19 protein-coding genes are annotated in these 21,056 nt (G+C 70.3%); 10 read left to right on the top strand and 9 right to left on the bottom strand.

What is annotated here, in order from left to right:
- Nucleotides 1–44 precede the first annotated feature (44 nt).
- Entirely contained in the window at nucleotides 45–1,493 is a 1,449-nt protein-coding gene (locus tag AWC17_RS21360) for an FAD-dependent oxidoreductase (protein ID WP_231588633.1), read from the top strand.
- Here the strand turns inward: AWC17_RS21360 and manA are convergent, their stop codons facing one another.
- From manA to AWC17_RS21340, 4 genes are all read right to left on the bottom strand, one after another.
- Nucleotides 1,494–2,720 (bottom strand): mannose-6-phosphate isomerase, class I, encoded by a 1,227-nt coding sequence (gene manA / locus AWC17_RS21355; RefSeq protein ID WP_085165071.1) that lies wholly within the window; start codon nucleotides 2,718–2,720, stop codon nucleotides 1,494–1,496.
- Nucleotides 2,721–2,728: 8 nt separating this feature from the next.
- Entirely contained in the window at nucleotides 2,729–3,829 is a 1,101-nt protein-coding gene (locus AWC17_RS21350; RefSeq protein WP_047322004.1) for a hypothetical protein, read from the bottom strand.
- Nucleotides 3,826–5,223 carry a phosphomannomutase/phosphoglucomutase gene (locus AWC17_RS21345; RefSeq protein WP_046187264.1) on the bottom strand — a complete coding sequence of 466 codons (1,398 nt, stop codon included), beginning with the start codon at nucleotides 5,221–5,223 and terminating at the stop codon, nucleotides 3,826–3,828. Before AWC17_RS21345 ends, AWC17_RS21350 begins: the two co-directional genes overlap by 4 nt.
- A gap of 112 nt (nucleotides 5,224–5,335) precedes the next feature.
- Nucleotides 5,336–5,794 (bottom strand): DUF3499 domain-containing protein, encoded by a 459-nt coding sequence (locus tag AWC17_RS21340; protein ID WP_197089725.1) that lies wholly within the window; start codon nucleotides 5,792–5,794, stop codon nucleotides 5,336–5,338.
- A 173-nt stretch (nucleotides 5,795–5,967) separates the two neighbouring features.
- Between AWC17_RS21340 and AWC17_RS21335 the strand changes: the two genes are divergently transcribed.
- Nucleotides 5,968–6,390 (top strand): metallopeptidase family protein, encoded by a 423-nt coding sequence (locus AWC17_RS21335; RefSeq protein ID WP_047322002.1) that lies wholly within the window; start codon nucleotides 5,968–5,970, stop codon nucleotides 6,388–6,390.
- Between the two features lie 15 nt (nucleotides 6,391–6,405).
- Here the strand turns inward: AWC17_RS21335 and AWC17_RS21330 are convergent, their stop codons facing one another.
- Complete coding sequence (locus tag AWC17_RS21330) at nucleotides 6,406–6,744, bottom strand: WhiB family transcriptional regulator (RefSeq protein WP_082123244.1); 339 nt, start codon at nucleotides 6,742–6,744, stop codon at nucleotides 6,406–6,408.
- Between the two features lie 352 nt (nucleotides 6,745–7,096).
- Here AWC17_RS21330 and cofD point away from each other — a divergent pair, with 352 nt between their 5' ends.
- From cofD to AWC17_RS21305, 4 genes are read left to right on the top strand one after another with little or no spacing between them, the layout of a single operon-like run.
- Complete coding sequence (cofD, locus tag AWC17_RS21320) at nucleotides 7,097–8,098, top strand: 2-phospho-L-lactate transferase (RefSeq protein ID WP_046187134.1); 1,002 nt, start codon at nucleotides 7,097–7,099, stop codon at nucleotides 8,096–8,098.
- Entirely contained in the window at nucleotides 8,095–9,435 is a 1,341-nt protein-coding gene (locus tag AWC17_RS21315) for a coenzyme F420-0:L-glutamate ligase (RefSeq protein ID WP_085165070.1), read from the top strand. Before cofD ends, AWC17_RS21315 begins: the two co-directional genes overlap by 4 nt.
- Before the next feature lie 28 nt (nucleotides 9,436–9,463).
- Nucleotides 9,464–11,038, top strand: a complete 1,575-nt coding sequence (locus AWC17_RS21310; RefSeq protein WP_085165069.1) for an Eco57I restriction-modification methylase domain-containing protein — start codon at nucleotides 9,464–9,466, stop codon at nucleotides 11,036–11,038.
- Nucleotides 11,035–11,592: an NUDIX hydrolase gene (locus AWC17_RS21305; protein ID WP_197089724.1), complete on the top strand. Its 558-nt coding sequence runs from the start codon at nucleotides 11,035–11,037 to the stop codon at nucleotides 11,590–11,592. The genes AWC17_RS21310 and AWC17_RS21305 overlap by 4 nt, the downstream gene beginning before the upstream one ends.
- A 58-nt stretch (nucleotides 11,593–11,650) precedes the next feature.
- Here the strand turns inward: AWC17_RS21305 and manB are convergent, their stop codons facing one another.
- From manB to rfbD, 3 genes are read right to left on the bottom strand one after another with little or no spacing between them, the layout of a single operon-like run.
- On the bottom strand, nucleotides 11,651–12,730 hold the full coding sequence (gene manB, locus AWC17_RS21300; protein WP_047321999.1) for a mannose-1-phosphate guanylyltransferase: 1,080 nt from the start codon (nucleotides 12,728–12,730) through the stop codon (nucleotides 11,651–11,653).
- 1 nt (nucleotide 12,731) lies between these two features.
- Entirely contained in the window at nucleotides 12,732–13,631 is a 900-nt protein-coding gene (locus tag AWC17_RS21295; protein ID WP_046187272.1) for a glycosyltransferase family 2 protein, read from the bottom strand.
- The gene (rfbD, locus tag AWC17_RS21290; protein ID WP_047321998.1) at nucleotides 13,624–14,517 is read right to left on the bottom strand and encodes a dTDP-4-dehydrorhamnose reductase; all 894 of its coding nucleotides are present in this window, start codon (nucleotides 14,515–14,517) and stop codon (nucleotides 13,624–13,626) included. Before rfbD ends, AWC17_RS21295 begins: the two co-directional genes overlap by 8 nt.
- Before the next feature lie 99 nt (nucleotides 14,518–14,616).
- Between rfbD and AWC17_RS21285 the strand changes: the two genes are divergently transcribed.
- The 4 genes from AWC17_RS21285 (at nucleotide 14,617) to ctpC (ending at nucleotide 19,390) form a co-directional block, all read left to right on the top strand.
- Complete coding sequence (locus AWC17_RS21285; protein ID WP_046185809.1) at nucleotides 14,617–16,089, top strand: LCP family protein; 1,473 nt, start codon at nucleotides 14,617–14,619, stop codon at nucleotides 16,087–16,089.
- Complete coding sequence (locus AWC17_RS21280; RefSeq protein WP_197083478.1) at nucleotides 16,077–16,811, top strand: TIGR03089 family protein; 735 nt, start codon at nucleotides 16,077–16,079, stop codon at nucleotides 16,809–16,811. The genes AWC17_RS21285 and AWC17_RS21280 overlap by 13 nt, the downstream gene beginning before the upstream one ends.
- Before the next feature lie 90 nt (nucleotides 16,812–16,901).
- A complete protein-coding gene (locus tag AWC17_RS21275) occupies nucleotides 16,902–17,183 on the top strand; it encodes a DUF1490 family protein (RefSeq protein ID WP_046185810.1) in 282 nt (93 codons plus the stop codon).
- An 11-nt stretch (nucleotides 17,184–17,194) separates the two neighbouring features.
- A complete protein-coding gene (ctpC, locus tag AWC17_RS21270; RefSeq protein WP_046185811.1) occupies nucleotides 17,195–19,390 on the top strand; it encodes a manganese-exporting P-type ATPase CtpC in 2,196 nt (731 codons plus the stop codon).
- A 30-nt stretch (nucleotides 19,391–19,420) separates the two neighbouring features.
- Here ctpC and AWC17_RS21265 read toward each other — a convergent pair whose 3' ends face one another.
- Complete coding sequence (locus tag AWC17_RS21265; protein ID WP_052742813.1) at nucleotides 19,421–21,043, bottom strand: AMP-binding protein; 1,623 nt, start codon at nucleotides 21,041–21,043, stop codon at nucleotides 19,421–19,423.
- Nucleotides 21,044–21,056 lie beyond the last annotated feature (13 nt).

Below are 21,056 nucleotides of genomic sequence, written 5' to 3'. Positions count from 1 at the left end.
CTGCCGAGATGCCGGACACCAAAGCAAACATCAGGGACCATGCGGTGGTCATCGGGGGCAGCATCGCCGGCCTGTGCGCGGCGCGGGTGCTTTCGGATTCCTTTTCCCGCGTCACCGTCTACGAACGCGACGAATTGCCGGACACACCGGCGAACCGGGCGACGGTCCCGCAAGACCGGCACCTGCACATGCTGATGGCCCGCGGCGCAATGGAGTTCGAGAGCCTGTTCCCCGGGCTACTGGAAGACATGGTGTCCGCGGGCGTGCCCATGCTGGAGAACCGGCCCGATTGCATTCACCTCGGCGCCGCGGGCCACGTGCTCGGGACCGCACACACCCTGCGCGACGAATTCACCGCGTATGTGCCCAGCCGCCCGCACTTGGAGTGGCAGTTGCGCAAACGAGTCCAGGACACGGACAACGTTGCGATGGTGCGGCGTTCCGTGGTCGAACCGCGGTTCGACCCGTCGCGCCAGCGGGTGACCGGGGTGCTGTTGGATCCGGCCGACGCCGACAACGGCGACCCGGAATGTCGAGAATTCGTAGCCGCGGACCTCGTCGTCGACGCGGCGGGTCGCGGCACCCGGCTGCCGGTGTGGTTGACGCAATGGGGGTACGAGCGCCCGAGGGAAGACCTCCTCGACATCGGCATCTTCTACGCCACCCAGCAGTTCCGCATCCCTGAAGGGCTGATCGCCGAGAAGGTGGTGGTCGCCGGCGCCTCGCACGACAAGTCGCTCGGGCTGGGCATGCTGTGTTACGAGGACGGCACCTGGGTGCTGACCACGTTCGGGGTGGCCGACGTCAAACCGCCGCAAACCTTCCCCGAGATGCTGGCCCTGGCCGACGAGCTGCTCCCGGCCCACGTCACCACCGCGCTGGCGCAGGCCGAACCGTTGGGGGAACCCGCTTTCCACGCCTTTCCGGCCAGCAAGTGGCGCCGCTACGACAAGCTGGATCGCTTCCCCGCCGGCATCATCCCCTTCGGCGATGCCGTCGCCAGCTTCAACCCGACCTTCGGGCAGGGCATGACGATGACGTCCCTGCAGGCCGGTCACCTGCGGCGCGCGCTGGGAGCCCCCGACGATCAGCTGGCCGCGGAATTGAGCCGGGCCACCGCCAAGACCACCTTCCCCGTCTGGACGATGAACGCCATCGCCGACGTCAGCTTCCACCACGCCGGCACCAAGGGACCCATCCCCTGGTGGTGGCGGCCGGTCGGTGCGCTGTTCGACCAGTTCCTGGGGGCCGCCGAGACCGATCCGGTTCTGGCGGAATGGTTCTTGCGCCGGTTCTCGCTGCTCGACAGCCTCTATATGGTTCCGCCGCCGCGCATCGTCGGCCGGACCATCGCGCACAACCTGCGGCTGTGGCTGGGCGAGCGCCGTCAGGCCGCCAAACACCGGCGGGCAGTGGCGATCGCGAGCGCGGCGGTGGGGGCACCTCCCGCTCGCGGGGGACCGGGCGACGCGGGTCGCCACCATCGGGACTAGTCACAGCCCGACAGTCGCCCTGAACAGCTTGGTGGGCTCGCGCGCGACCAGCCGGATCGGGGCGTCGTCGGCCGCCACCCAGGCGGCCATCCCCCGTTGCAGCGTCAGCGATCCGGACTTGCCGTGCACGGTCGTGCAACCCTCGGTGCACAGCAGGATCTGCGGACCCTCGTGGCTGCACGTGGCGTCGACCTCGTGGCCCAGATAATCGCCGTCGAGCTCCAGCAGCGCGACCGCGAACTCGTCGGCCGGGGTCTCGTAGATCAGGCCGAAGCCCTCGCGGCGGACGTGGGACCGCACCTCCGCCTCGGTGGTCGGGGTGAAGTCGAGCACCCGCAGCAGCTCGGGGACGTCGACGTGCTTGGGGGTCAGGCCGCCGCGTAACACGTTGTCGGAGTTGGCCATGACCTCCACCGCGAAACCGCGCAGGTAGGTGTGCAGGCTGCCGGCCGACACGAAGATCGCCTCGCCCGGGGCCAGCGTGATGCGGTTCAGCAACAGGGCCGCCAGCACCCCGGCATCGCCGGGATAGCGTTCCCCGAGTTCCAGCACCGTCTTGACTTCGCTGGCGAATTCCGTTGCCCCGGAGCTGATGTACTGGATGGCACCGTCCAGCACGGCGGGCACCAGCACGTCGATGTCGGGCTGCGGCGCGGTGATCCAGGTGGTGAACAGCGCACGCAGACCGTCGGCGTCGGACTGGTCGTTGAGCAAGTCGATGAAGGGGTCGAGGTCCGAGACGGCCAGGGCCCGCAGCAGCTCGACGGTGCGGGCGACCTGACGGAACCCGGCGAGCGCCTCGAACGGCTGCAGCGCCACGAGCACCTCGGGTTTGTGCGAGGTGTCCCGGTAGTTGCGCACCGGGGAGGACAGCGGAATCCCCAGCCGCTCCTCGCGCAGGTAACCCTCGGCCGCCTGCGCCGCGCTCGGGTGGGCCTGCAGGGACAGCGGCTCGTCGGCCGCGAGCACCTTGACCAGAAACGGCAGCACGTCACCGAACCGGGCGCGCACCCCGGGGCCGAGCTGCCCCTCCGGATCGGCGACCAGCTCGTCGAGCAATGAGGTCTGGCCCGTGTCCGTTTCCAGCCAGGCCGGGTCGCCCGGATGCGCGCCGAACCAGAGCTCGGCCTCCGGATGGGCGGCCGGAACCGAACGCCCGGTGAATTCCGCTATGGCGGTACGCGATCCCCAGGCGTACGTACGTAAGGCCCCGCGAAGCAGTTCCACTGTTCTATCTATCCCCGCGCCAGGCGCGCGTAAACCGCGGCCATCTCCAGTCGAACGGCCAATACTGCCAGTTGCTGCTCGGCGCCGATGGCACCGCCCAACGCCGGCGCAACCGTCGAGCCGGCCGAGCCGCCGGGCCCGTCGGGCACGTCTTCGGCGGCGAGCAGGTACACGTCGTCGAGCCCGACAGTCCGGGCCGCCACCACCGTCTGCTCGGCAGACAAGGTGAGGGCCAGCACCAGCAGCCGCTGGGGCAGCGGCCCGTCGATCTGCTCGTCGTGGAAGAGCGCGTCGGCGGGGTCCCGGAAGCCGCCGGACACCCCGGCGCGCAACGCGACGACCGCGTCCGACAATCCGCAGGCGGCGACCACCTGGTGTGCGATTCGCAGCAGGACCGAACTGCCGTGCCGGGCCAGCGCCAGCGTCGCGGCGCAGTCGCCGGCCAGCGCGACCTGGCGGTCCGCCATACGCGCGGCAATCGTCTTGGCCGGGTTGGTGAACAGCTCGCGGCCCGCGCTGTTGCGCAGGGCCTCGGCGTCCAGCTCGTCGGCCAGCGCCCGCAGATCGATGCCCGGTCGCTGATCCACGGTTTGCAGGACGGCCAGGCCGGCGGCCAGGTACCGGCACAACCCGAACTCGTCGGGGATCGGAAGCCGCGGCGCCAGCACGGCCGCCCGGCCGGCGGTGGAATCCCGCAGCGGACCCTCGTACGGCGCGACGACGACGACCCGCGCCCCGCGGCGCACCCCGGTCACGGCCGCGGTGACCAGCGCGGGATCGCCGGGATCGTCGCCCGCGACGATCAGCACGTCGAGCGGACCGATCCACGGCGGAACCTCGGCGGTCAGCGCGATCGGCTCGGAAGCCGCACCGGCGACCGTCGCGGCCAGCATGGCGCCGGCGGCTTCGGCGGCCCCGCGGCCGGCGACCCAGATCAGGCTGCGCGGTCGGTCGTCGGCCCGCAGCGGATCCAGCGCGCCCTCGTCGACCGCGGCGGCAATCGCGCGCACCTGCGCGCCGGCCGACGACGCCGAGCGCAGCAGGCCGTCCCGGTCGGCGGCGAGCAGACCCTCGGTGTCCTCGAGATCGATCGCCCGGACGGCGTTCACGGCGCGGCCTCTGCGGGCGCCGACTGGGCCTCGATCTCGGCGCTGATCTGGGCAACGACCGCGTCGACGTCCTCGGTGCTGCGCCCCTCCACGTTGAGCCGCAGCAACGGCTCGGTGTTGGAGCTGCGCAGGTTGAACCAGCTGCCGTCGCCCAAATCCACCGTCACCCCGTCCACGTGGTCGATGGAGTGGATCCGGCTGCCGAAGGACTTCAGCACCGCCTCCGTGCACAGCGAGGCATCCGCCACCGTGAAGTTGATCTCGCCGGACGATTCGTAGCGCTGGTAGTCGGCGGTCAACTCCGACAACGGCCGGTCCTGCTCGCCGAGGGCGGCCAGCACGTGCAGCGCCGCCAGCATCCCGGAGTCCGCACCCCAGAAGTCACGGAAGTAATAGTGCGCCGAGTGCTCCCCGCCGAAGATGGCGCCGGTGTCAGCCATCATCGCCTTGATATAGGAGTGTCCGACGCGGGAGCGCAGCGGGGTGCCGCCGCGTTCGGTGACCAGCTCGGGCACCGCCCGGGACGTGATCACGTTGTGGATGATCGTCGCGCCGATCTCCCGGCCCAGCTCGCGAGCGGCCACCAGGCTGGTCACCGTCGAGGGCGACACCGCCCGGCCGCGTTCGTCGACGACGAAGCAGCGGTCGGCGTCCCCGTCGAAGGCCAGCCCGATATCGGCGCCGGTGTCGCGCACGTACGCCTGCAGGTCGGCCAGGTTGGCCGGATCCAGCGGGTTGGCCTCGTGATTGGGGAAGGAGCCGTCGAGCTCGAAGTACAACGGCAGCAAGGTGATCGAGTCAATCGCGCCGAGCACCGCGGGCGCGGTGAGGCCGGCCATGCCGTTGCCGGCGTCCACGGCCACCCGCAGGGGCCGCAGCCCCGAGGTGCTCACCAGCGAACGCAGGAACGTCCCATAGTCGTCCAGCACGTCGCGGTCGGTGATGATTCCGGGTTGTCCGTCATAGCGCTCGACGCCGGCGATGACCTGCTCGGCGATGGTGCGCAGGCCGCTGTCGGCGCCGACCGGCTTGGCAGCCGCCCGGCACAGCTTGATCCCGTTGTAGGCGGCCGGGTTGTGGCTCGCGGTGAACATCGCGCCGGGGCAGTCCAGCGACCCGGAGGCGAAGTAGAGCTGATCGGTGGAGGCCAGGCCGATCCGCACCACGTCCAGGCCCTGGCTCATCACCCCGGAGGCGAAGGCCGCGGCCAGCGTGGGCGAACTGTCGCGCATGTCATGTCCGATCGCCACCTGCCGGGCACCCTCGCCGCGCATCAGCTTGGCGAAGGCCCCACCCAAAGCGGTGACCAGCGGCTCGTCGAGCTCTTCGCCGACCAGCCCTCGCACGTCGTAAGCCTTGACGACGCGGTGCACAGTCGCGGCGAGCCGAGACATGCGGGGGCCTCCTGACGCCATCGATTTCTAGCCTCTTGGCCGTCAGCCTATCGGCCCCCGGGAAACACGGGACCGCAGCGGTGCGCGGGGGTTGCGTGCGACGCCGGAACGGCTAGTCACCGGGGTCGGGCAACACCCGCAGATGCCCGCGGCGCCGGCCGGACCGATGCTCCGGCGGCGCGAGCACACTACTGCTGGGCGCGGTGGCCCCGCCGTGATGAATGTGCGGGTCGGCGAAGCCATCAAAGCCATTTCGGGGCGCGCCGGTGCCGCCGTAAGGCACGGCGCGCTCGCCGGGGCCGCCTTCGCGCACCGCGTCGGCCAGGGCGACCAGGTCGTCCTCGTCAGGGTGGGTGGGCTCAGAACGGAGGGGACCGGCGTGGCGCACGAGATCCCACCCGCGGGGTGCGGTGATCCGGCCGGCATGGCCGACGCACAGGTCCCACGAATGCGGTTCCCGCGCGGTCGCGAGTGGTCCCACCACTGCCGTCGAGTCCGAGTAGACGAACGTCAAGGTCGCCACGGCGTAGTGCGGACACCCGGGCCGGCAACAGCGACGGGGAACGTTCACGAGCGAAAGGCTATCGTGCGGAAACGCCGGTGAAGCGCCGGACACGCGCAATCGGTCGGCCCCCGATGTCCAACCGTTACCATCGGCGCGTGGGCGATTCGCGCAGCTCCCCGCGGAGAGATCGGTCCCAGGGCCGATTCGCTTCCCATCGGTCCTCCCGGCGGGGCCGCGATGTGCGCGGTCCGCTGCTGCCGCCGACGGTGCCCGGGTGGCGCAGCCGGGCCGAGCGGTTCGACATGGCGGTGCTGGAGGCCTACGAACCGATCGAGCGGCATTGGCAGGCCCGCCTCGCCGAGCTCGACGTGGCGGTCGATGAGATTCCGCGCATCGCGGCCAAGGATCCCGACAGCGTGCAGTGGCCGCCGGAGGTCATCGCCGACGGGCCGATCCCGCTGGCGCGATTGATCCCGGCCGGCGTCGACGTCCGCGGCAACGCCACGCGGGCGCGAATTGTCTTGTTCCGCAAGCCGATTGAGCGACGGGCCAAGGACACCGTCGAGCTCGGTGATTTGCTGCACGAAATATTGGTGGCCCAGGTGGCCATCTACCTCGATGTCGAGCCGTCGGTCATCGACCCGACGATCGATGACGAATAACGTTGTGCCGCGGCGTTAGATGATGCCGCGCTTGAGGCGGCGGCGCTCGCGCTCGGAGAGACCGCCCCAAATGCCGAAGCGCTCGTCATGCTCCAGGGCGTACTCCAGGCACTCATGACGTACCTCGCACCCCAGGCAGATCTTCTTCGCCTCGCGGGTGGAGCCGCCCTTCTCCGGGAAGAAGGCCTCGGGATCGGTTTGGGCGCACAGCGCCCGGTCCTGCCACTGGTCCGCGACGGGCGCCAGCATCGGCTCGGGCTCGAATGCGACTGGCGCATCGGGAACCACGGTCAGGTGCGGCCGAGCGGGTCGGACCGGCGCTGAGCCGATAGGGGTGTGCGGCGTGCTCGCCATGACTCCTCGAAGATGTTCGTAAGACATACGGTCGTCCGCCTCCTCAGTTTGATTGAGAGAGTGAGTGGTTCCCACTTTTCTGATGTGTACCGACAATTCGAACAAGTGATCGAATCTCGGTCTGCGACACCGGAACCGGCCGGCCAACCGGGAAATGACACTGTTGTGATTAGACACGGGTTAATCTGCCGGGTCAAGCACTACGGCCCATTTCCATACCATCTCGTGACCGAATTACGGCGTTTCCGTTGTTTTGCGCATTCGGCGTGTCGATCACACTGTCCACGACTAGGCTTAGGGGCCGCGTAACGAGCCCGCCATCAAGCAGTCGTCGGGCAGTACTGTCGTCCACGTGAAGGTCACCGTTCTTGTCGGTGGGGTTGGCGGCGCCCGCTTCCTGCTGGGGACTCAACAGTTGCTCGGGCTGGGTCAGTTCGAAACGCAACAGCACCCAGATGCGGGAGCCGGCAACCACGAACTTAGCGCAATCGTCAACATCGGCGACGACGCTTGGATTCATGGACTGCGGGTCTGCCCGGATTTGGACACCTGCATGTACACCTTAGGTGGAGGCGTAGACCCGGAGCGAGGGTGGGGTCACCGCGACGAAACCTGGCACGCCAAAGAGGAATTGGCGCGCTACGGCGTGCAGCCGGACTGGTTCGGACTCGGTGACCGGGATATCGCCACCCACCTGGTGCGCACCCAGATGCTGAACGCGGGCTACCCGCTGTCCCAGATCACCACGGCGCTGTGTGACCGCTGGCAACCCGGCGCCCGATTGCTGCCGGCGAGCGACGACCGCTGCGAGACGCACGTGGTGATCACCGATCCGGACGACGGCAGCCGCCGGGCTATCCACTTCCAGGAGTGGTGGGTGCGCTACCGGGCCGACGTGCCCACGCACAGCTTCGCTTTCGTCGGCGCCGAAAAGGCCACCGCCACAAGTGAAGCTGTCGCGGCCATCGCCGACGCCGACGTCATCCTGCTGGCGCCGTCCAACCCGGTGGTGAGCGTCGGCGCCATCCTGGCCATCCCCGGTATTCGCGCCGCGTTGCGGTCGGCGACCGCTCCGATCGTCGGCTACTCACCGATCATCGGCGGAAAACCATTGCGCGGCATGGCCGATGCGTGCCTGTCGGTGGTCGGGGTCGAATCCACCGCAGAGGCGGTCGGCCGGCACTACGGGGCGCGCCGTGGTACCGGGATTCTGGATTGCTGGCTGGTGCACGAGGGCGATCACGCCGACATCGAGGGCGTCGCCGTGGACGCGGTGCCGCTGTTGATGACCGACCCCAAGGCGACGGCCGAGATGGTCCGCGCCGGGCTCGACCTTGCGGGTGTGAACCCGTGACCGAACATGGCACCGGGGCGGCGATCGAAATCCTGCCCGTCGCCGGGCTACCCGAATTCCGGCCCGGCGACGACCTGAGCGCGGCGCTGGCCGCGGCCGCACCCTGGCTGCGCGATCGCGACGTCGTTGTGGTGACCAGCAAGGTGGTGTCCAAGTGCGAGGGCCGGCTGGTGCCGGCGCCGCAGGACGCCGAGGAGCGCGACCAACTCCGGCGCAAGCTGATCGACGCCGAGGCGGTGCGCGTGCTGGCGCGCAAGGGCCGCACCCTGATCACCGAGAACCGCATCGGTTTGATTCAGGCCGCCGCGGGCGTGGACGGGTCCAACGTGGGCCGCGACGAACTGGCGCTGCTGCCGGTCGACCCGGACGGCAGCGCCGCGGCGCTGCGCGCCGGGCTGCGCGAACGCCTCGGCGTCGACGTCGCCGTGGTCATCACCGACACGATGGGCCGCGCCTGGCGCACCGGCCAGATCGACGCCGCGGTGGGCTCGGCCGGTCTGGCTGTGCTGCACGGCTATTCGGGGGCCGTCGACCGGCACGGCAACGAGCTGGTGGTCACCGAGATCGCGGTCGCCGACGAGGTCGCGGCGGCGGCCGATCTGGTGAAGGGCAAACTGACCGCCATGCCGGTGGCCGTGGTGCGCGGCCTTGCGGTGGCCGACGACGGCTCGACGGCCCGGCAACTGTTGCGGCCCGGCGAGGAGGACCTGTTCTGGCTCGGCACCGCCGAGGCCCTCGACATGGGGCGCCGGCAAGCCCAGCTGTTGCGCCGATCGGTGCGCCGGTTCAGCGCCGAGCCGGTCGCCCCCGAGCTGATCGAAGCCGCCGTCGCCGAGGCGCTGACGGCCCCGGCCCCGCACCACACCCGCCCGGTCCGGTTCGTCTGGCTGCAGGCTCACGACGTCCGGCTGCGGATGCTGGACCGCATGAAAGACAAGTGGCGGTCCGACCTCGCCGGTGACGGCCGGCCCGCCGACGCGATAGACCGCCGGGTGGCGCGCGGCCAGGTCCTTTACGACGCACCCGAGGTCGTCATCCCGATGCTGGTTCCCGACGGCGCGCACTCCTATCCCGACGCCGCCCGCACCGACGCCGAGCACACCATGTTCACCGTCGCGGTCGGGGCGGCCGTGCAGGCCCTGTTGGTCGCTTTGGCGGTGCGGGGGGTGGGCAGTTGCTGGATCGGCTCGACGATCTTCGCCGCCGACCTGGTGCGCGCCGAACTCGAATTGCCCGGCGATTGGGAGCCGTTGGGCGCGATCGCGATCGGCTACCCCGAGGAACCCGCCGGGCCCCGCGACCCGGCGGATGCCGGGGATTTGTTGATCCGCAAGTGAGCCGCGCCTTTCGGAGATACTTAAGCCCATGAGGTTCGCGGGCAAGGCGGTGGCGTCCGCCGACAAGGCCCGCGGCGGCTACTACACGCCGACGCCCGTGGCCCGATTCCTGGCCCGGTGGGTTCGCGAGGCCGGACCCCGCATCGTGGAACCCTCCTGCGGCGACGGCGCGATCCTGCGCGAGCTGGCCGCCCTCGGCGGTCGGGTCCACGGCGTCGAGCTCGTCGCCGAGGAGGCCGCCAAGTCACGGGAATTCGCGCCCGTCGACGCCGCCGACCTGTTCACCTGGCTCGCCACCACCGAGCCCGGCGGCTGGGACGGGGTCGCGGGGAATCCGCCCTACATCCGGTTCGGCAACTGGGCGTCCGAGCAGCGCGACCCCGCGCTGGAACTGATGCGGCGCGCGGGTCTGCGGCCCACCCGGCTGACCAACGCCTGGGTTCCCTTCGTGGTGGCGAGCTCGATCTTGGTGCGCGATGGCGGCCGGGTGGGGTTGGTTCTTCCCGCCGAGCTGCTCCAGGTCACCTATGCCGCACAGCTGCGCGAGTTCCTGCTGGGCCGATTCAGTGACATCACGCTGTTGACGTTCGAGCGATTGGTGTTCGACGGCATCCTGCAGGAGGTCGTCTTGTTCTGCGGGGTCGCCGGCGCCGTGCCGGCCCGGATCCGCACGGTCCACCTCGCCGACGCCGATTCGCTCGCGCGGGCGGACCTGGACGCCGCCTGGGCGCCCACGCTGCTGCACGAGAACGAGAAGTGGACCAAGTACTTTCTGGACCCGGCCGCGATCCGGCTGCTGCGAAAGCTCAAGGGGTCGACGGCCATGACCCGGCTAGGGTCGGTCGCCGACGTGGACGTGGGCATCGTGACGGGCCGCAACAGCTTCTTCACCTTCACCGATGTGCAGGCCCGCGAACTCGGGCTGCTGCCCCACTGTGTCCCACTCGTCTCGCGCAGCGCGCAGCTGTCCGGACTGGTCTATGACAGCGATTGCCGGGCAAGCGATGTCGCCGCCGGGCGCCGCGGCTGGCTGCTCAACGCGCCGCGCGACCCTGTCGACCCCGCCCTACTCGCGCACATCGACGCCGGTGAGTCCGCCGGCGTGGACCAGGGCTACAAGTGCTCGATCCGCAAGCCGTGGTGGGGCACGCCGTCGCTGTGGATCCCCGACCTGTTCATGTTGCGCCAGATCCATTTGGCGCCGCGGCTGACCGTCAACGCCGCCGCGGCGACGAGCACCGACACGGTGCACCGGGTCCGGCTGGCCGCCGGTGTCGACGCGACGGCGCTGGCCGCGGTGTTCCACAACAGCGTGACGTTCGCCTTCGCCGAGATCATCGGCCGCAGTTACGGCGGGGGCATCTTGGAGCTGGAACCCCGCGAAGCCGAGCAGCTGCCCATTCCCCCACCGGCGCTCGCCGGCGCCGAGCTCGCCTGCGACGTCGACCTGCTGTTGAAGGCCAACGAGATCGAGAAGGCGCTCGATCTCGTCGACCGCCGAGTCCTGATCGACGGGCTGGGGCTGGGACCCGAGACGGTGGCGCAATGCCGCGCGGCCTGGGTCTCGCTGCGGGATCGCCGGAAACGGCGGGGTTCCCGGTGAGCGTCCGTGAGTCGGCGATCTCGCTCTTGTCCGACTGGCAGGCCCCCGACGACGCGCAGGATTCGTTGCGGCACGCGGTCCTGGCGTTCGTGCTGGCCCGTCCCGACGCGTGTCGGCGCGAGTGCGTGCCGGGGCACGTCACCGCCTCGGCGCTGGTGCTCGACCACACAGGCGACCGGGTACTGCTGACGTTGCATCCCCGCTTGGGCCGCTGGGTGCAGCTGGGCGGCCACTGCGACGAGGACGACGCCGACGTCGTCGCCGCCGCGCTGCGCGAGGCCACGGAGGAGTCCGGCGTCGACGGGTTGCGCATCGAGCCCGAGCTGGCCGCCGTGCACGTCCACCCGGTCACCTGCTCGTTGGGCGTACCCACCCGCCACCTGGATCTGCAGTTCGTGGCGCACGCGCCGGCCGGTGCGCAGATCGCGATCAGCGACGAGTCGGAGGACTTGCGGTGGTGGCCGGCCGACGCGTTGCCGGACGGCACCGACCACGCCTTGGCCTATTTGGTGTCCCGAGCTGGGGGCACCGCCCGCTTGCGGGGGACACGCTAGCGTGGCGGCCGCCATCGAGCGTCACGCTGGCGTGACGCTCGATGCGAAGAGACGGGCCCTAGACGTCGGACGAGTAGCGGATGCCGCCGTCGGGAATCGAAACGCCGGGCCAGACCCGGGCGCCGCGGAGCAGCTCGCAGCGCGCACCGATGTCGGCGCCGTCGCCGATGACGCCGTCGCGGATCAGCGCCCGGGGGCCGATGCGCGCGCCGAAGCCGATGATCGAGCGCTCGATCACGCTGCCGGCCTCGACCTTGACGCCGTCGAAGATCACCGCGCCGTCCAGCCGGACGCCGGGGCCGATCTCGGCGCCGCGCCCGACGACGGTTCCGCCGATCAGCACCGCGCCCGGCGACACCGCCGCGCCGTCGTGCACCAGCTGCTCGCCGCGGTGGCCGTGCAGGGCCGGCGACGGCGCGATCCCGCGCACCAGGTCCGCCGACCCGCGCACGAAGTCTTCCGGTGTGCCCATGTCCCGCCAGTAGGTGGCGTCGACGTAGCCGCACACCTTCACGTCGGGATCGGAGAGCAGGGCCGGGAACACCTCGCGCTCCACCGACACCTCCCGGCCGCGCGGGATCCGGTCGATGATGGCGCGCTTGAAGACATACGTGCCGGCGTTGATCTGATCCGTCGGCGGGTCCTGCGTCTTCTCCAAGAAGGCGGTGACCCGCCCGTCCTCGTCGGTGGTCACGCACCCGAAGGCCCGCGGGTCGCCCACCCGCACCAGGTGCAGGGTGACGTCGGACTGCTGGGCCCGGTGGAAGTCGATCATCTGGCTGAGGTCGGAACCCGAGAGCACGTCGCCGTTGAACACCATCACGGTGTCGTGACGCAGGTGGTCGGCGACGTTGGCGATGCCGCCGCCGGTCCCCAGGGGCCGCTCCTCGGTGACGTACTCGATCTGCAGGCCCAGCTTGGACCCGTCGCCGAACTCCGCCTCGAACACCGCGGCCTGATACGAGGTGCTCAGGATGACGTGCTCGATGCCCGCCGCGGCGATCCTCGACAGCAAGTGGGTCAAAAAGGGCAGCCCTGCGGTGGGCAGCATGGGCTTGGGCGCCGACAGCGTCAGCGGCCGCAGCCGGGTGCCCTTGCCGCCGACCAAAATCACGGCATCGACCTGCGGGTTAGCCATCTCAGCGCCGCCCTTCCGCCAGTTTCCGTCTCCGACTGCGCAACGCACTGCGCACCATCAGGCGGGAACGCAGCGCCAGCGAGGCCCACAGCGCCCAGCGCAGCGGCGCCCGCCACCACCCCGGATGCCGGTCGGCCAGGAACATGTAGGTGCTCTGATGATGCGCCGCCAGGTGGCTCGCCGGGTCGTCCCCGGTGGAGTGGCCCTTGTGGTGCAGCACCTCGGCCGACGGCACGTAGACGCTCAGCCAGCCGGCCCGGCCGAGCCGGTCTCCGAGGTCGACGTCTTCCATATACATGAAGTAGCGCTCGTCGAACCCGCCGACTTGAGCGAACGCGGACCGGCGGACCAGCAGGCACGACCCCGACAGCCAGCCCACCGGACGTTCGGTGGGCTCCAGCCGCTCTTGGCGATACGCCGCCGTCCACGGATTGCGCTTCCAGATCGGGCCGACCACCGCGTGCATGCCGCCCCGGACCAGGCTGGGCAGGTGGCGCGCCGACGGGTACACCGAGCCGTCGGGGTCGCGGATGAGCGGGCCAAGGGCGCCGGCACGCGGCCAGCGGGTGGCCGCATCCAGCAGGGCGTCGATGCTGCCCGGACCCCACTGCACGTCCGGGTTGGCCACGATCACCCAGGCGTCGTGGACCTCCGGCGTCTCGGCGAGCTGCGCGACCGCGCGGTTGATGGCGGTGCCATACCCGAGGTTGGCCCCGGTGTGAAACAACCGCACGTTCGGGTAGCGCTCGACGGCGGCCTCCGGGGTTCCGTCGGTGGAGCCGTTGTCGGCCATCACCACGCAGACCGCGCGATCCGTGGCCAGCGACAGCGAGGCCAGGAAACGCTCGAGGTGTGGGCCCGGTGAGTAGGTTACCGTCACGACCGGCAGGACGTCAGTCACGCGTAGAGGGTAACGGTCGATCGCCGGCAGAGGCGGCCAGCGCCGCGACAAGCGCAGCGCGCCAGGGCCTTAACGGCCGAAGGCCCGCCGCGGCGGATTGCCGGCCCGACAGCGCGGAATAGCTCGGTCGCGGTGCGGGGCGGGGAAACTCCGCGGTGCTGACCGGCCGCACCCGCGCCGGGTCGGCGCCGCATTCCTCGAATATCGCCCGGGTCTGCTCGAAGCGGGACACCGCGCCCTCGTTGGCGGCGTGCAGGATCGGGCCGGGCACGCAGTCGTCGGCGACCTGCAGCAGCGCGGCCGCCAGGTCGCCCACATACGTCGGTGACCCGACCTGGTCGTCGACCACCTTCACCGGGTCGTCCCCGGCGGCCAGGCGGCGCATGACGGCGACGAAGTCCTTGCCGTCATCGCCGGTGTAAACCCAGGCGGTCCGGACGATGACGGCCTCGGGCAGCGCCGCCAGGACGGCCTTTTCCCCGGCAAGCTTGCTGCGGGCGTACACGCCCAGCGGGGCGGTTTCGTCGTCGGGCTCGTAGGGGCGTGGCGCCGCGCCGTCAAAATTGCCACCGAAGACGTAGTCGGTGGAGACGTGGATCAGCCGGGCGCCGGCGCGCGCGCAGGCGCGGGCGATGTTCTCGGGGCCGATGGCGTTGACGGCGTAGGCGCCGGCCTCGTCGGCCTCGGCGGCGTCGACGTTGGTGTAGGCCGCGCAGTTGATCACCACGTCGCCGCGTTGGATGATCCGCTCGGCGGCGGCGGGGTCGGTGATGTCCCACTCGGACGACGTCAGCGCCAGCACGTCGCGGCCCTGGCTGGCCGCCAACGACCGCAAATAGCTGCCCAGCTGCCCCCCGGCACCGGCGATCACGATCCTGCTCGACATCGTTTGAGTCTGGCATGCCCGGGAAAGCCCGGGCGAACGCCTGGGGCGCGCGGGGGTTCGCTAACCGCGAAGCGCGTGTGTCGCAAGTAACCTAGTGGGATGCCTGTGCAACGTGTGGTTCGTGTGATTGCCACTGCGCTCACGCTCGTGGTCGTCCTCGGCACCGGGCTGGCGTGGAGCAACGTCCGGTCCTTCGAGGACGGCATCTTTCACATGTCCGCACCCTCGCTCGGCAAGGGCGGCGACGACGGCGCGATCGACATCCTGCTGGTCGGCCTCGACAGCCGCACCGACGCCCACGGCAACCCGCTGTCCGCCGAGGAACTGGCCTCCCTGCGGGCCGGCGACGAGGAAGCGACCAACACCGACACGATCATCCTGATCCGCATCCCCAACAACGGGAAGTCGGCGACCGCCATCTCGATCCCCCGCGACTCCTACGTCGCGGCCCCCGGGCTGGGCAAGACGAAGATCAACGGCGTCTACGGCCAAACCCGCGAGGCCAAGCGCACCAACCTGGTCAAGGCCGGTGACTCCGCCGAGGACGCCGCGGCGCAGGGCACCGAGGCCGGGCGCGAGGCCCTGATCAAGACCGTCGCCGACCTCACCGGCGTCACCGTCGACCACTACGCCGAGATCGGGCTGCTCGGCTTCTCCTTGATCACCGACGCACTCGGCGGCGTGGACGTCTGCCTCAAAGAGCCGGTGTTCGAACCGCTTTCGGGCGCCGACTTCCCGGCCGGCCCGCAACGGCTCGACGGGCCGGAGGCGCTCAGCTTCGTCCGTCAGCGCCACGAGTTGCCGCGCGGCGACCTGGACCGGGTGGTGCGCCAGCAGGTGGTGATGGCCTCGCTCGCCCACCGGGTCATCTCCGGCAAGACGCTGTCCAGTCCCACCACGGTGCGACGGCTGGAGGCGGCAGTCCAGCGCTCGGTGGTGATCTCGTCGGGTTGGGACGTCATGGATTTCGTCCAGCAGATGCAGAAGCTGGCCGGCGGCAACGTCGCGTTCGCCACCATTCCGGTGCTGGACGGGGCCGGCTGGAGCGACGACGGAATGCAGAGTGTGGTGCGGGTGGACCCGCACCAGGTCGCCGACTGGGTCAGCGGGCTGCTGCACGACCAGGAGCAGGGAAAGACCGAGGAGATCGCCTACACCCCGGCGAAGACCACCGCCAGCGTGGTCAACGACACCGACATCAACGGGCTGGCAACGGCGGTCTCACAGGTGTTGACCGCCAAGGGATTTGGCGCCGGTACGGTCGGCAACAACGACGGCGGCCACGTCAAGGGCAGCCAGGTGCGGGCCGCCAAGAGCGACGATCTGGGCGCCCAGGAGGTGTCCAAGGAGCTGGGCGGCTTGCCGGTGGTCGCCGATTCGTCCGTCGCGCCGGGCTCGGTCCGGGTGGTGCTGGGCAACGACTACAGCGGCCCCGGCTCGGGACTTTCCGGCACCGGGACGGTGATGCCCGCCCGGGTGTCCAGCGTCGGTTCGGTGGCGGCCGACCCGAACGTCCCTGCGCCCTCGCCGATCCTGACCGCGGGCTCCGACAAGCCCGAGTGCATCAACTGAACACGCTCTCCGGCGCCATCCTCGACCCGATGCTGCGGGCCGACCCGGTGGGCCCGCGCATCACCTATTACGACGACGCGACCGGCGAACGCATCGAGTTGTCCGCGGCGACGCTGGCCAACTGGGCGGCCAAGACCGGCAACCTGTTACGCGACGAGCTGGGCGCCGGGCCGGGCAGCCGGGTCGCGATCCTGCTGCCGGCGCACTGGCAGACGGCGGCCGTGTTGTTCGGGGTGTGGTGGATCGGCGCCGAAGCGGTGCTCGCACCGGGCGCGGGCGCCGCCACAGACTTAGCGCTGTGCACCGCCAAGGGGCTGGACGAGGCGGACTCCGCCGTGGCGGCATCGGGGGGTGAGGTGGCGGTGCTGTCGCTGGATCCGTTCGGCCGCCCGGCCCCCGACCTGCCGATCGGCGTCACTGACTACGCCACGGCCGTGCGGGTGCACGGCGACCAGATCGTCGCCGAACGCCATCCCGGTCCGGCGCTGGCCGGACGATCGGTCGACGAGGTCCTGGCCGATTGCCAAAGCTCGGCCGCCGCAAGGGAATTGACGGCCGCGGACCGGGTCCTGTCCACCGCCACGTGGTCCGGGCCCGGGGAACTGGTGGACGGCCTGCTGGCGATCCTGGCCGTCGGCGCGTCGCTGGTGCAGGTGGCCAATCCCGACCAGTCGGCACTGACGCGCAGGATCGAGACTGAAAAGGTCACCCGGGTGCTGTAGGCCAGTCCAATACATATTGATATGGCAATATTTCAATGTTAACGTCGAGCGAGTATCAGCAGACGCTGCGACGACAGGGAGGTCCGGGCAATGGCGGGGTACGCGCTCTTGACGAAAGCGGCATCGACGGTGGTCACCGGCCTCGTCGGCGCGACGGCCTACGAGGTGTTGCGCAAGGCCGTGGCCAAGGCGCCGCTGCACGAGACCGCGGTGTCGGCGGCTGAGCTGGGGCTGCGCGGGACGCGCAAGGCCGAGGAGGCCGCCGAGTCGGCGCGGCTGAAGATCGCCGACGTCATGGCCGAAGCCCGAGAACGCATCGGCGAGGAAGCCCCCACGCCGTCCGTCGGCGACGTCCACCAGCACGACCACTGATCCCCGCGCAGATGGCGCTCGCCACCGCCCTGGACCCAGTCCGCTCGGAAGAGCCTGCACTGCAGGTTGTTTCGGATGCCGCCGGGCGCATGCGGGTTGCCGTCGACTGGCTCCGCTGCAACTCCCGGCGCGCCGTGGCGGTCGAGGAGGCCGTCGCCAAGCAGGACGGCGTGCGCGTGGTGCACGCCTACCCGCGCACCGGTTCCGTCGTCGTCTGGTATTCACGCCGCCGCTGCGACCGCTCCGCGGTGCTGGCGGCGATCAGCTCAGCCGCACATGTCGCCGCCGAGCTGATCCCGGCACGCGAGCCGCATTCGTCGGAGATCCGCAACACCGACGTGTTGCGGATGGTCATCGGCGGTGCGGCGCTGGCCCTGCTCGGCGTGCGCCGTTACGTGTTCGCCCGGCCGACGCTGCTCGGCCCGAACGGCCGGATCCTGGCCACCGGGGTCACCATCTTCACCGGCTACCCGTTCCTGCGCGGCGCGCTGCGCTCCCTGCGTTCCGGCCGGGCCGGCACCGACGCCCTGGTGTCGGCGGCCACGGTGGCCAGCCTGGTGCTGCGCGAGAACGTGGTGGCGCTCACCGTGCTGTGGCTGCTCAACATCGGCGAGTACCTGCAAGACCTCACCCTGCGCCGGACCCGGCGCGCCATCTCGGAACTGCTGCGCGGCAGCCAGGACACGGCGTGGATCCGGCTGCCGGGCACTTCTGGGGCCTCTGGCCCTGGCACCGAAGTTCAGATCCCCATCGACAGCGTGCAGATCGGCGACGAGGTGGTCATTCACGACCGCGTCGCGATACCGGTGGACGGCGAGGTGGTCGACGGCGAGGCGATCGTGAACCAATCCGCGATCACCGGCGAGAACCTGCCCGTCAGCGTCCTGGTCGGCGCGCACGTGCACGCCGGGTCGGTCGTGGTGCGCGGACGCCTGGTGGTGCGCGCCCAGGCCGTCGGCAACCAGACCGCGATCGGGCGCATCATCACCCGGGTCGAGGAGGCGCAGCACGACCGGGCGCCCATCCAGACGATCGGCGAAAACTTCTCCCGCCGTTTCGTTCCCACCTCGTTCATCGTGTCGGCCGTCACCCTCGCGGTCACGGGCGACGTGCGCCGCGCGATGACCATGCTGTTGGTCGCGTGCCCCTGCGCGGTGGGCCTGTCCACCCCGACCGCGATCAGCGGCGCGATCGGCAACGGTGCGCGCCGCGGCATCCTGATCAAGGGCGGCTCCCACCTCGAACAGGCCGGCCGGGTGGACGCGATCTTGTTCGACAAGACCGGGACGCTGACCGTCGGCCGCCCGGTGGTCACCAATATCATTGCCCTGCATAAGGATTGGGAGCCCGAGCAGGTGCTGGCGTACGCGGCGAGCTCGGAGATCCACTCCCGCCATCCCTTGGCCGAGGCGGTGATCCGCTCGACCGAGGAGCGCCACATCACCATCCCACCGCACGAGGAGTGCGAGGTGCTGGTGGGCCTGGGCATGCGCACCTGGGCCGACGGCCGCACCCTGCTGCTCGGCAGCCCCGGGCTGCTGCGCGCCGAAAAGGTACGGGTGTCGAAGAAGGCGTCGGAGTGGGTGGACCGGCTGCGGCGGCAGGCCGAGACCCCGCTGCTGCTCGCGGTCGACGGCAAGCTGGTGGGGTTGATCAGCCTGCGCGACGAGGTACGGCCCGAAGCGGTCGAGGTGCTGAAGGAGTTGCGGGACAACGGGATTCGCCGGATCGTCATGCTCACCGGCGACCACCCGGACATCGCCCAGGTCGTCGCCGAGGAGCTGGGCATCGACGAGTGGCGCGCCGAGGTGATGCCGGAGGACAAGCTCGAGGTGGTGCGCGGACTGCAGAACGACGGCTACGTGGTCGGCATGGTCGGCGACGGCATCAACGACGCCCCCGCGCTGGCCGCCGCCGACATCGGGATCGCCATGGGCCTGGCCGGAACCGACGTCGCGGTCGAGACCGCCGACGTGGCGCTGGCCAACGACGACTTGCATCGCCTGCTGGACGTGCGCGACCTGGGCGCCCGGGCGGTCGACGTCATCCGGGAGAACTACAGCATGTCCATCGCGGTCAATGCCGCCGGGCTGATCATCGGCGCGGGCGGGGCGCTGTCCCCCGTGCTGGCCGCGATCCTGCACAACGCGTCGTCAGTCGCGGTGGTGGCCAACAGCTCCCGGCTGATCCGCTACCGACTGGACTGAGTTGCGATCGCCGGCGCGGCGCCGACCCAATCAGGAGTGGGCCGTCTGGTCTTTCAGCACCCGCTTGAGTACCTTGCCTCCCGCGTTGCGGGGCAGTTCGTCGACAAAGCAGACATCGCGAGGAATCTTGAAGCGCGCCAATCGGTTTCGGACGTAATCCTGGACATCGCGCTCGGTCAGCGCCGCGCCCGGCCGGAGGACGACGTAGGCGCGCAACCGCTGCCCGAACTCCTCGTCGTCGACGCCGACGACCGCGGCTTCGAGGATGTCGCGATGGTGCGCGAGAGCCTCTTCGACCTCGCCGGGGTACACGTTCTCCCCGCCGGAGACGATCATCTCGTCGTCGCGCCCGTCGATGAAAAGCCTTCCGTCCGTGTCGAAATGACCGACGTCGCCGGTAGACATCAGCCCGTGGATCGACTCTTTGGTGCCGCCACCGGTGTATCCCTCGAAGGCCAGCACGTTACCGACGAAAATCCGCCCCGGCGTCCCGGGGGGAACCTCGCGGCCGTCGTCGGTGAAAACCTTGACGACCGAGCCGGGCACCACCGCGCCCACGCATCCGGGCGCGACGGTCAGGTCGGCGGGCGTGGCGATGGTGGCGTAGGCGACCTCGGTGGACCCGTACATGTTGTAGACCACGGGGCCCAGGGCTTCGAGCGCCCGGGTGGCCAGTGCGGCCCCGAGCTGGGAACCGCCGATGAACACGATGCGCAGCGACGACAGGTCATGCTCGGCCAGGGCCGCCGGCCCCAGATCGAGGATGCGCCGCAACATGATCGGCACGACGATCATGGCGCTGGCCCGGTGTGCGGCCACGCTGGCCAGCGTCTGCCGGGCGTCGAAGCGGCGGCGCAGCACCAGGGTCGAGCCCAGCACCATCGCATACATCGCGTGGCTGAAACCCATCGAATGAAACAGCGGCACACAGCATTCGGTGACTTCCCGGCCGCGGAACGGCACCTTGCCGAGCAGCCCGCCGACCGGTATCAGCGAGTAGGGCTCGGAACGCGCGGCGCCCTTCGGCGTTCCCGTCGTCCCGCTGGTCGAGATGACGATCTTGGGCCGCCCACCGGATGCGGGCGGCGGACTGGGATCGCCAAGCTCGATCAGCGCGTCCAGGGTGTCGGGAGCGGGCGATGGGGTCCAGGCCCGGATCCGGCCCAGCCTCGGCTGGACGTCCGCGACGACGGCGCTGAACTCCTCGTCGTACACCAGCAGGTCGACGCGTTCCCGGGTCAGCATCCCGTCCAGCTGCGCGGCGCCGAAACCGGTGTTGAGCAGCAAGACACCAGCGCCGCACTTGGCGGCTGCGTACACGGCTTCCAGAAAGCCCCGGTGGTTGCCCACCAGGATCGCCACGCCGTTGCCCGGGCCGAGCCCACGCCGCCGCCACTCGTTGCCCAACGCGTTGGTCCGCTCGTCCAGCTCACCGAACGTGAGGGGGCCGCGCTCGTCGATTAGCGCAACCCCGTCGCGGTCTCGCCCGGCGGCGATCGCCGTCGCCGCCCCCAAGATCCCGTAGCGGTCGAGGGCGCGCAGCACCGGAAAGATCCGTCCGGGGGGTGCCCACCGCAATCCCCCGGCCCGGGCATACAGAAGCAGCGACCGGGCTTCCAAATTCGCGCGCCCGAGAAGTCCCACCGTCTGCACACGTCGATGCTGC

The sequence above is a fragment of the Mycobacterium nebraskense genome (genome assembly GCF_002102255.1).
GTDB lineage: Bacteria > Actinomycetota > Actinomycetes > Mycobacteriales > Mycobacteriaceae > Mycobacterium > Mycobacterium nebraskense.
Note: the sequence above shows the minus strand (reverse complement) of the source record. Positions and strands in the feature narration are given on the sequence as shown.

Excerpts from the sequence above, each read along its gene's own strand:
- AWC17_RS21310 (WP_085165069.1), top strand. The coding sequence starts at position 9,464 with ATGAGGTTCGCGGGCAAGGCGGTGGCGTCCGCCGACAAGGCCCGCGGC.
- manB (WP_047321999.1), bottom strand. The coding sequence starts at position 12,730 with ATGGCTAACCCGCAGGTCGATGCCGTGATTTTGGTCGGCGGCAAGGGC.
- AWC17_RS21275 (WP_046185810.1), top strand. The coding sequence starts at position 16,902 with ATGGCGGGGTACGCGCTCTTGACGAAAGCGGCATCGACGGTGGTCACC.
- AWC17_RS21285 (WP_046185809.1), top strand. The coding sequence starts at position 14,617 with ATGCCTGTGCAACGTGTGGTTCGTGTGATTGCCACTGCGCTCACGCTC.
- rfbD (WP_047321998.1), bottom strand. The coding sequence starts at position 14,517 with ATGTCGAGCAGGATCGTGATCGCCGGTGCCGGGGGGCAGCTGGGCAGC.
- AWC17_RS21345 (WP_046187264.1), bottom strand. The coding sequence starts at position 5,223 with ATGTCTCGGCTCGCCGCGACTGTGCACCGCGTCGTCAAGGCTTACGAC.
- ctpC (WP_046185811.1), top strand. The coding sequence starts at position 17,195 with ATGGCGCTCGCCACCGCCCTGGACCCAGTCCGCTCGGAAGAGCCTGCA.
- AWC17_RS21330 (WP_082123244.1), bottom strand. The coding sequence starts at position 6,744 with ATGGCGAGCACGCCGCACACCCCTATCGGCTCAGCGCCGGTCCGACCC.